Annotated in this window: 5 protein-coding genes and 1 tRNA gene; 2 read left to right on the top strand and 4 right to left on the bottom strand. The window is 73.8% G+C overall.

All coding sequences use genetic code 11. The annotated features are described in order from the left end of the window. Nucleotides 1–78: 78 nt before the first annotated feature. Nucleotides 79–1,068: a hypothetical protein gene (locus ACFVIM_RS28625; protein ID WP_384307177.1), complete on the bottom strand. Its 990-nt coding sequence runs from the start codon at nucleotides 1,066–1,068 to the stop codon at nucleotides 79–81. Between the two features lie 322 nt (nucleotides 1,069–1,390). Here ACFVIM_RS28625 and ACFVIM_RS28620 point away from each other — a divergent pair, with 322 nt between their 5' ends. Beyond that, complete coding sequence (locus ACFVIM_RS28620) at nucleotides 1,391–4,813, top strand: DNA-binding protein (RefSeq protein WP_384307175.1); 3,423 nt, start codon at nucleotides 1,391–1,393, stop codon at nucleotides 4,811–4,813. Nucleotides 4,814–4,989: 176 nt separating this feature from the next. On the opposite strand, the gene ACFVIM_RS28615 is transcribed toward ACFVIM_RS28620, so the two are convergent. Together ACFVIM_RS28615 and ACFVIM_RS28610 are read right to left on the bottom strand one after the other, a co-directional pair. After that, a complete protein-coding gene (locus tag ACFVIM_RS28615; RefSeq protein ID WP_384307172.1) occupies nucleotides 4,990–5,733 on the bottom strand; it encodes a hypothetical protein in 744 nt (247 codons plus the stop codon). Between the two features lie 205 nt (nucleotides 5,734–5,938). After that, a complete protein-coding gene (locus tag ACFVIM_RS28610; protein ID WP_384307169.1) occupies nucleotides 5,939–7,267 on the bottom strand; it encodes a hypothetical protein in 1,329 nt (442 codons plus the stop codon). Between the two features lie 1,259 nt (nucleotides 7,268–8,526). Here ACFVIM_RS28610 and ACFVIM_RS28605 point away from each other — a divergent pair. Next, on the top strand, nucleotides 8,527–9,468 hold the full coding sequence (locus ACFVIM_RS28605; RefSeq protein ID WP_384307166.1) for a peptidoglycan recognition family protein: 942 nt from the start codon (nucleotides 8,527–8,529) through the stop codon (nucleotides 9,466–9,468). Nucleotides 9,469–9,711: 243 nt separating this feature from the next. Here ACFVIM_RS28605 and ACFVIM_RS28600 read toward each other — a convergent pair. Continuing rightward, a tRNA-Lys gene (locus ACFVIM_RS28600) sits at nucleotides 9,712–9,787 on the bottom strand. Nucleotides 9,788–10,069: the final 282 nt, after the last annotated feature.

The raw sequence follows: 10,069 nt of genomic DNA, 5'->3' as shown, positions 1-10,069 counted from the left end.
CGACGAGGGGTCCCCGGATGATCCGTCCGGGGACCCCTCGTCGTCGCCTACGGCCGTACGGAGTCGGGCCCGGCGCCGTCAGGCCGTACGGTCCCGGCCGGTGTCCGGGCGGAGGAGGCCGCGCTCGCGCTCGTCGATGAGCTTGACGGAGGCGTTCCGGGCCAGTCGCAGCTCCTGGACGGCCTGGGTGAGGCCGCCTTCGACCCGGGCGGTCCAGCCGCTCGTCCGGCCGTTGTTCCTGTGGTTCTCCCGGATGTCCATCCGGTTCATCAGCGGGCGCAGCCGCAGCGGCAGTTCCGTCAGGAAGTCGACCGCGTCGCCGAACCAGTTGAGGACCTGGTGGCGGGAGAGGTCCGGGGCGGTGAGGACCGCCTTGCCGTCATCGACGTCGAACGCCTCCATCCGCTTCATGATGACCACGGCCGGGTGGTCATCGGGGGCGTAGTGCCCGGTGATGTCCTCCAGGGCGAGATAGATACGGAAGAGCCCGTCCTCCACCGCGTCGAGGTGCGCGAAGGCCGCCGCCGCCGGATGGGTGTGGGGCACCGACACCACCCGCGGCGGGGTGATCCGGGGGACGGCGACATCCGGACGGGCTCCCGGGCCGCCGGGCCCGGCCGGGTTCAGCGGGCGCGGCGGTGCCACCGCGCGCGGTGCCGGGCCGACCCGGGGCACCGTGCCGGGGCGCGTGGGTCCGCCCAGGCCCGCGGGCGTGCGCGAGGCCGCCGCCCCGGCGCGGGAAGCCTGCACCACCCGGGCGACTTGACCCGTACGGGAGGCCTGTCCCGTACGGGAGATCTGACCGGCCACCGCGGTGACGGCGGGCCGTGGCGCGCTCCGGGCGGGGCGCGGCGGGTTGTCCGCCGTCCGGGGCGCCGGGATGCCCGCCACGGGCTCCTCCCGGACGACCCGCAGGGAGGTGGTGCGCTGGGAGAAGCGGTCCACGCCGATACCGAGGGCCTGGGTGAGGCTCTCCAGCACATGGTTCGCGGGGTTCGTCAGGAGCTGGTCGAGAAGGTACTGCGCGCCGTCGTCCGATTCGTGGTCCTGCCGTATGCGGTCACTCATGTGCGTCCCTCTGTGTCTGGTGCCAGGCCGGCTTCGGGCAGCCCGGGGCCGGGTGGGCGTCGCGTGCGAGCGATGCGTGCCGTGCGCTGGCGGAGAAGAGGCGGTCGCCTCGCGTGGGGGATTCGGGTCGCGTGCCACATGGGGTGGGGGCTGGCGCTTCTCGCGGTCCGCAGTCGATTGGAACCGGGCCGGGAATTGTTCCGCACCCCTGTGACGTCACAAAACATTGATCGAGTGCGTCACAACAAATGACCTTGGATGATCTTTCCTGGTGAGGCGGCGGTTACGTAGGTTGTGCCGCGGTGCGGAGGGGGTTGACGCGATGGCGGGACGACGAGAGGTGCCGGTCGATCCGGGGGCGGGTCCGGTGCAGCGGTTCGCGTATGAACTGCGCCGACTGCGCCAGGACGCGGGTCCGGTCACCTACCGGGTGATGGCCGAGCGGGCGGGGTACTCGGTGACGACGCTCTCGCGGGCCGCCGCCGGGGAGCAGCTGCCCTCGCTCGCGGTGGCGATGGCGTATGTACGGGCCTGCGGCGGCGACCCGGCGGTCTGGGAGGAGCGCTGGCGGGCCGCGCTGGACGAGAGCGCGGTGGAACGGGCCGAGGAGGAAGCGGAACGATCAGATCCACCGTATCGGGGGCTGGCCCGCTTCGAACCGGGCGACCGGGAGCGCTTCTTCGGCCGGGACCGCCTGGTGGAGGACCTGACCACGCTGGTCGCGGCGCGGCGGGTGGTCGCGGTCGTCGGCGGCTCGGGCAGCGGCAAGTCCTCCCTGCTGCGGGCCGGGTTGATCCCGTATCTCCAGGAACATCCGCCCTCGGCGGGAGAGGGCGACCGGGGAGTGCGGGGGGCGGGGTCCGGCCCTGGCTCCGGCTCCGGTCGCCATCCCGGTACCGGCCCCGCCCCGGGGCCCGGCCCCGGTCACGTAACCGGTCACGTAACCGGTCATGGCACCGGTCATGGCACCGGCACCGATGAGGTCCCCGCCGCGCTCGCTCCGCGGCCGGGCGGCGCCGGGTGCGGTCCCGCCGCCATCCGGATCCTCACTCCCGGGGAGCGCCCCGCCCGGACGCACGGGCATCTCTTCGAGCCCAGCGCGGAGGACGGCGACACGGTCATCATCGTCGACCAGTTTGAGGAAACGTTTACTCTCGTCACAGACGCCACAGAACGCACACGGTTCATCGACCTCCTGCTCACCGCGGAGAAGCCCGGCAGCCGACTGCGCGTGGTGCTCGCGCTCCGCGCCGACTTCTACGGGCGACTCGCCGACTACCGGGGACTCACCGACGCGGTGCGGGAATCCACCCTCCTCATCGGCGCGATGACCCGCGACGAACTACGGGAGGCCATCACCCGGCCCGCCAAGGCCCATGGACTCACCGTCGAGCGCGAGCTGACCCAGCGCGTCCTCGACGACATCGCCGACGAACCCGCCGCCCTGCCCCTGATGTCCCACGCGCTGCTGGAGACCTGGCGCCGACGCCGCGCCCGTACCCTCACGCTCGCCGCCTACCAGGCCAGCGGCGGGGTCCACGGCGCCGTCGCCGCCACCGCCGAGGCCGCCTACGCCCGGCTCACCACCGATCAGGCGCTGCTGGCCCGGCGGGCGCTGCTGCGGCTGATCACCCCAGGGGACGGCGCCCCGGACACCCGGCGGCCCGTCCCCCGCCAGGAACTGCTCGGTGTCGGCGGGTCCGCCGCCGACACCGCGCTCGTCCTCGAACGGCTCGCCGCCGCCCGGCTGATCACCCTCGACCAGGACACGGTCGACCTCACCCACGAGGCCCTCATCACCGCCTGGCCCCGGCTGCGCGGCTGGATCGACCACGGCCGGCACCGGCTGCGGGTCCACCGCCGTCTCACCGAGGCCGCCCAGACCTGGCACGCCCTGCGGCAGGACACCGGCGCCCTCTACCGGGGGCTGCGGCTCGCCGAGGCCCAGGAGACCTTCGGCGCCCCGCACCACCCCGGCGATCTGACCCCGCTCGAACACCGCTTCCTCACCGCGAGCGCCACCGCCCTGGCCCGGGAGCGCAGCCGCCGCCATGTGCTGACCGCCGCGGTGTCGATCCTGCTCGCCCTCACCCTGATCGCGGGCGCCACCGCCTGGCAGCGCAACCGGACCGGTGAGCAGCGGCTGGCCGAGGCCACCTCCCGCCGGGTCGCCGCGCTCGCCGACAGCATGCGCTACAGCGACCCGCGGGTCGCGATGCGGCTCAGCGTCGCCGCCTGGCGGATCCACCCCACCCTGGAGGCCCGGGGCTCGCTCTTCGGCGCCCTCACCCAGCAGGAGAGCGATGTCCTGCGGGTCGATCTGCCCCAGAAGCCGGGTCTGTCGGGCACGGTCGAACTGAGTCCCGACGGGCGGATCGCCGTGGTGCGCCGCCCCGACGACCGGGCGACCGTGTGGGACGTGACCCGGCCGGAGGCTCAGCCGCATCACGTGCCGCTCGACCCGTCGGAGCGGATCGAACGGGAGCAGATCTCACCTCCGTACCTCGCGACCGGTGTCGCCAACGGGCAGGAGCGGATCCGGCATCTGAAGACCGGCGCCATGACCTTGCTGCCGGCCCCGGGGACGGAGGGAGTCCAGCGCTCCGGTCCCTACGGGCACATCCTGCTGCTGCGCACCCAGCGGAGCGTCATCGCCTGGGACATCCGCCGCAAGCGCCCGGTCCTCCAGCGCGAGGGCCCGACCCGCCAGGCCGTACTCAGCCAGGACGGTTCGCTGGTCGCCCTGTGTACGGCGGCGGGCACGGCCGAACTGTGGGACACACGCTCCGCACGGCCCGTCCCCGTACCCGGCCGGGCGGCCCTCTCCCGGGTCGCCTGCAGTCCCACGGCACGCCAGCTCACACTCAGCGCGCTGGGCCGCAAACTCGTGGTCCACACCGACGAGCGCCTGCACGTCTGGGCCCTGACGCTCGGCCGGGAGCTGTCGTCCGTCCCGGTGATCCGGTCGTCGCCGCACACCCTCAGCCAGGACGGGCGGTTCCTGGTGACCGCGACCGACCAGGAGATCCTCGTCTGGCGCGTCGACCGGCTGAACACGGCCGCCGCCCGCAAGGACGCTCCCGTCTACCGGTACCGGATCAAGGGCGGGACCCTCGCGTACGTCACCCTCGACGCCGAGGCGGGTCTGCTCCGCTATGTCGAACAGCACCCGAGCCAGCCCGTGCGCAGCGTCTCCCTCGGCGACGTCCTCACCACCGAGTGGCGCCAGGAGGCCACCGCCACCGCGCCGGACGCCTCCGTCTCGCCCGATGACACCGAGACCGCGGTCGCGGTCTCACCGGGCGGCGGCCGGTCGCGGGCGACCGGCAACGTCCAGGGCTGGGTGACGGTCTGGAACGACAGGGGCGAACGCCGGTCCGAGTTCGTGGCCACCTCCACCGCGTCGGGGGAGGAGGCGCCGGAGGCCGTCACCGACCTGGAGTACTCACCCGACGGGACGGTGCTGGTGAGCGGCGGATCCACCGGGACCGTACAGCTCTGGGACGCGGCGTCGAGCCGTCCGCTCGGCGGGCCGCTGCTGACGGCCGGGGACGGGGTGCGCTCGCTGACCTTCGACCAGGACGGGGAGACCCTCACGGTGGACGGCGACCACACACCGGCGCGCACCTACCCGGTGTCGCCCGAGCGCGTGATCGCGGCGGTCTGCGCACGGGCGGGCAGCGGGCTCAGCCAGCAGCTCTGGAAGAAACACATCCAGAGTGTGAAGTTCCGGGATACGTGCTGAACGGGACGGGCGGCGCAGGCGGTACGGGCGGGTATCAAAAGATATCCAGCAGTACGAGTCGTTTCAGGGCATTCCGAGCGGTGTGCTCCAGGAGGTCTCCGGCCGACGGGCGGCCGGAGACGCGGGGCACACGGGACCCGCGGGGGGACACCCGGCGGCCCCCCGGGCCCACCCGCTCAGCCGCTCCACGCCCGTCCGTGGTGCGCCGGCGCGCCCCGGAACTCCACCAGTGGTTCGCCCCGGAAGAGTCCGGACAGCGCGCGCCCGACCACCGGGTCGGCCACGGCGTAGGCCAGTTCGTCACCGGGGAACGCGGCCTCGACCCGTGCCGTCAGTCCGGTCGGCAGCCGGTCGCGCTCCGCGCCGCCGATGTCGGCCGCGATCCCCGCGCGGCACAGGGCCGCCTCCCTTCCCCCGGGGGGACGCGGGTCCCCGGGCCCGGAGAACGCGATGGCGTTCCGTACGACCCTGACGACGTCCTCCCCCGCGCCCCACTCCCGCAGAAAGCGGGCGGCGAGCCGGGCGCCCAGGGCCTCGGGCGGTCCGGAGGAGGCGCCGGGGTCCGCGTACGCGGGGGCGCAGAGCCCGATGTCGTGCAGGACGGCGGCGACGAACAGCGGGTCGTCGTCGTAGTCGGCGCCCGGGACGAGACCCTGGCTTCCGGCGAGCGCGCGGCTGTAGAGGTAACCGCGCACGCTGTGGCGGAAGACGGTGGGGTGGGTGCGCTCCTCCGCGTGGCGCAGGGCGTCGACGGCGAGCGGGGAGCCCGGCAGGGCGAGGGCATCGGCCCGGTCCCGCGGGAGCGGAGCACGGGTCGCCGCGTGATCGGAGCACAGGGAGCGGCCGAAACCAGCGGTATGAGTGACGGAGGCAGCGGGCTCGGAGAGGCGGGAGAGCTCAGAGCGCTCCGTGGAGCCCAAGAAGCCGGAGATCCTGGAGAGGTCACAGGGATGTGAGGGTTCCGAAGGCCCAGGGGCGTACGCCGGGGGCGTGGAGGCGGTCACGGGGGCGGTCTCCTCGCGGCTGACGATGGTCGGGAACGGCCATCGTGCGCCAGCGTGTTCCCGCCCCGCACGGCGGCCCGCACCCCTCATGGCCGAAACCCGCTCAACCCCCGTTGTCACGTCAGATGGCGTATCGCCAGGTCGTGAGCATATGCGCGCCGTACCAGCTGCCGAAGACCGTCGCGGCGGCCAGGCTGATGACGACCGTACGGGGGTGGGCCTTGGCCAGCCCGCGCGCCAGCGGCACCAGGAAGATCAGCGCCGGGATGAGCAGCCGCAGTTTGGAGTGGTAGTAGTTGCTCTGCCCGAGGGTCACCAGCAGCATCACGGTCCCGTAGACGAGCAGCGGTGGCCAGGCGTCACGCCGCCAGGCGACGGCGGTGGCACAGATGATCGCCAGCAGCAGCACGGCGGTGCTGACGGGGACCCAGCCGTCCCCGCGCAGCAGGGTCTCGCGGACGAAGTCGGCGAAGGCGGCGCCGTTGTCCCAGGACGTCCCCCAGCCCGCCTGCTGGATCACGAAGTACGCGTCGTACTGCCCCGAACGCACCCCCACCCACACCAGATAGGCCGGTGTCCCCAGAGCGCCCAGCACCAGCCCCGCGATCGGACGCCACCGTGGGCCGCCCGCGCGCCACAGCTCCACCAGGACCGCGACCCCCAGCGCCACGACGACGGCGAGGGCGGCGGGCCGGGTGAGCCCGGTGAGCAGCGCCAGCACCCCGGCGAGCAGCCACGCCCGGTGGTGCGCGGCGAGCAGCGAGCCCGCCGCGAGGGCGAGGAAGGTCGACTCGGCGTACCCCATGAGGAAGGTCACCGCCATGGGCTGGGCACCCGCGAGGAGGACGATCCCGATCGTCGCCGTGCGCGTGTCAAAAATGCGTTCGAGCAGCCGGTGCACGAGGAGGAGCGCGACCAGCAGGGAGAGATGGGCGACGACGAGCGCGGCCGTACCGGGCTCCAGACCGGTGACGCGGTACAGCCCCCGGGTCAGAAGCGGGAAGACGGGGAAGAAGGCGAGGTTGTTACCGGTGGGGCGGCCGGAGTCGTCGTAGGTCAGCCCGTCGGGGTAGCCCTCGGTGGTTATGGAGAGGTAGAGCAGCGCGTCCCAGGCGAGCAGCCGGTCCTTGATGCCCGCCCCGCCCGGTGTGCTCAGCAGCCCGAGCGCGAGCAGATGGACGGCGGTGGTGATCCCGTAGACGGCGAGGACGGTCCGCGGCCCCCGGCGGCGGGCAGGTGTCTGCCGCCGGTGGGCGGGACCCGCGTCATGACGAGGGCCCGTCTCGCGGTCAGGGCTCGGTCCATGGGCGGAACCCGGTTCATGGGCGGGGCCGTCCTCACGCGGAGGGTTCGCCTCGTACGGAGGGTTCGCCTCGTACGGTACGGCCGGTCGCGCCGTCCCCTCGGCGCCCGGCCGGACGGGCGCCGCCTCGCCCCACTGGCGCGCCACCGCCCCGGCTTCATCGGAGCGGTCCGCGACATGTGAGGAGCCGACGGCACCGGGCGGCGCCGGCCGGCCGCCCGCGCCATCGGGCCGCACCGGCACCCGGCCCACGCCACCGGGCCGTATCAGCTCGCGGTCACTCCCCCTCCCGCCGGGCCGGGCCGGCCTGCGGTCGGAGCCCCGGGGCTGCGCCGGAACGCCGTCGGACGCACCGGGCCGGGGCGCACCACCGTCGGCCCCGCCCCGGCCCGACCGAGCCGGAAGACCAGCGGCGGAGCCGCCCCCACCGGCCGGGACACGACCGCCCGGACCGGCCACGGGCGTCTCCGCGCCGCTCTCTGTCCGCTCCACCATCAGCTCCTCGTCGGGTTCGGGTACTCCAGGGTTACGCGGACGGCCCGCCACCCGGTCGATCCGGTGGGTCCGGTCGACCGGTCCGCCCCGGCCGGACGGCTCCGGTCTCATCGACCACGCTCGTCGACCGCTCGGACCACGAGTTCGCCCGGACCGCTCCGACCGCCCGGAGCTCTCCGACCGCCAGCCGGTGAACCGCGCCGACCGCACCGACCGCCAGCCGGTGAACCGCTCCGGCCGGTCACCCGATGAGACACGGCTCACGGTCGGGCACGCCAGGGCCCGCCCCGCTCCGGTTCGGCGCGGGCCCGGCCCTGGCACGCCCGACCACCTCCCGCACCCGGCCGCCCCGGAGGGCGCGGCGGAGAGGCCGGACTCATCGGCTATGACGGACTCGTCACCCTCTAGGATCCGCCGGGCGATCCTCCGGCCTCCTCCGGGGTCCCTCTCACCGCCGCGCCACGCCGACCGCCGTGACCGCTCGACCGGTGACGTCCCGGTGACATGGCTGAACACGCGCCATCGCCCGGATGAAGACGCTCCGGACACGGCACCCCCGCCCGCCCCGCCGACGAGGATCCGCTGCCATGACACTCCTGCCCACCAGCCCCGGGACCCGCCCCCGCCCCGCCGTGACCTGGGTGGATCTCCGTCCGCCGACGGCCCGTCAGGCCCGGTTTCCCCCGGGGGCGCGGACGCGCGACTCCCGCTCCCCGCACCGGCTCTGACGCGGAGTGCGCACCTCCACCTTCGTTCGCTCCCCCGCGTTGGGCATGCCGGGTGGCACACCCCCGGGCGGGGACGGTCAGAATCGAACGGTGAGGGGGCGGAAAGACCCGCTCCAGCCACGACCTGAGAGAGCCACGCATGAGAGACACCAGCCACGCGGCGACAGCACTCCGGGAGGGCGTATGAAACTGGTCCGGCGCGCCCAGTGGGGCGCCCCCGCCACCTCCCCCGCCGCCTCCATAGCCCGCACCCGGGGAGTGAAGGTCCACTACCTCGGCAAGCCCTACAGCTCGCGCGCCCACGGCCGTTGCGACGACGAGGTACGGGCGGTCCGCGCCGCCCATCTCGCCCATCCGACCGAGAACTACTCGGATATCGCGTACAACATGCTCGTCTGCGAGCACGGCTATGTGTACGAGGGACGAGGAGCCCACCGCCGTACCGGAGCCAACGGCACCGGCTCCCTCAACAGCCAGGACTACGCGGTCTGCGCCCTCCTCGGGTCCGAGGGGATGACCACCCCGCCGGACGCCATGCTCCATGGCATCCGGGACGCCATCGAGTACCTGCGCCGCGAGGGCGACGCGGGCAACTGGATCGGCGGCCACCGCGACGGCTTCGCCACCGCCTGCCCGGGCGGCCCCCTCTACGCCTGGGTGCGGAAGGGCGCCCCACGACCGGGCGGCACCGCCCCCGCCCTGCCCGTTCCGTCCACGCCCGTACCCCCACAGGAGACCGACGTGCCCCGAGTGATCGACACCAACAACCCCATCGACACCCGGCTCACGGCGGGCCGGTGGACCCTGCTCGCCCTGCCCGACGAGGGGGGCGAGATCGTCTCCGGCCCGTCCCGCTATGACATCGGGGTCCATCTCTCCGTCAAGGGCCTGCCGCCGGGCACCCGCGTCCAGGGCCGCTTCCACCGGTACCTCCCGGCCAAGCGCGACCGCTCCGACCGGCGCCCGCAGAACACGTACGCGGACCAGCGCGGCGAGGCCGAGTTCCGCTTCACCGACGCGGGCACCCTGGCCAAGGGCACCGAACTCCGCTTCGAGGTTCTCGCCGACGCCCCGGGCACTCTGATCCACCGCGCGATCAACGGCGTCTACTGGCCCGAGCCCTGACCTCCGGCCGCCCTGGCCGGTACGGCCCGGCCAGGGCACCCCGGCGACGGGTGACACCTCGTGAGCCGGGTCGCGAGCGGCCCGAGGGCGCGAGGGAACCACGTCGCGAGTGAGCCGAGGCCCAGGGGACCCGGTCCAGGGGGAACAGCGCCGCACCCGCCCGCTCCCGGGCCGGAGAACGCTCCCCAAGCCCGCAAGAACGGGCGAAGCCCCCGGCCAGACAATGTCTGACCAGGGGCTGGGTGGTAGGCCGTGTCGGACTCGAACCGACAACCAACGGATTAAAAGTCCGCTGCTCTGCCAATTGAGCTAACGGCCCTCGGTGACCCACCCCTGAGCATAGCCGGACCGGGCCCGGGAGCCGATCGTGTATCCGATCACGGTTGGGACGAAGGTCACAGCGGTGGTACGGAGGGACATCCCGGCGCCACGAGGGAAACCGGAACACAGCCGGAACACAGCCGGGAGGAAGCCTGAAGGAAGCGGGCGGGCAGCCGGGCGGACGCCACGCCACGGGAACGGAAGCCGCTTCCGCACGCCCCGGGAACGGAAGCCACAGGGCCCCGCCCGCACACGGCCGGTCACCCCCGCCCGGGGTGAC

Origin of the sequence: Streptomyces sp. NPDC057638 (genome assembly GCF_042800315.1) — a bacterium.
GTDB lineage: Bacteria > Actinomycetota > Actinomycetes > Streptomycetales > Streptomycetaceae > Streptomyces.
The sequence above is the reverse complement of the archived record's forward strand: the minus strand, read 5'-3'. Positions and strand labels throughout refer to the sequence as shown.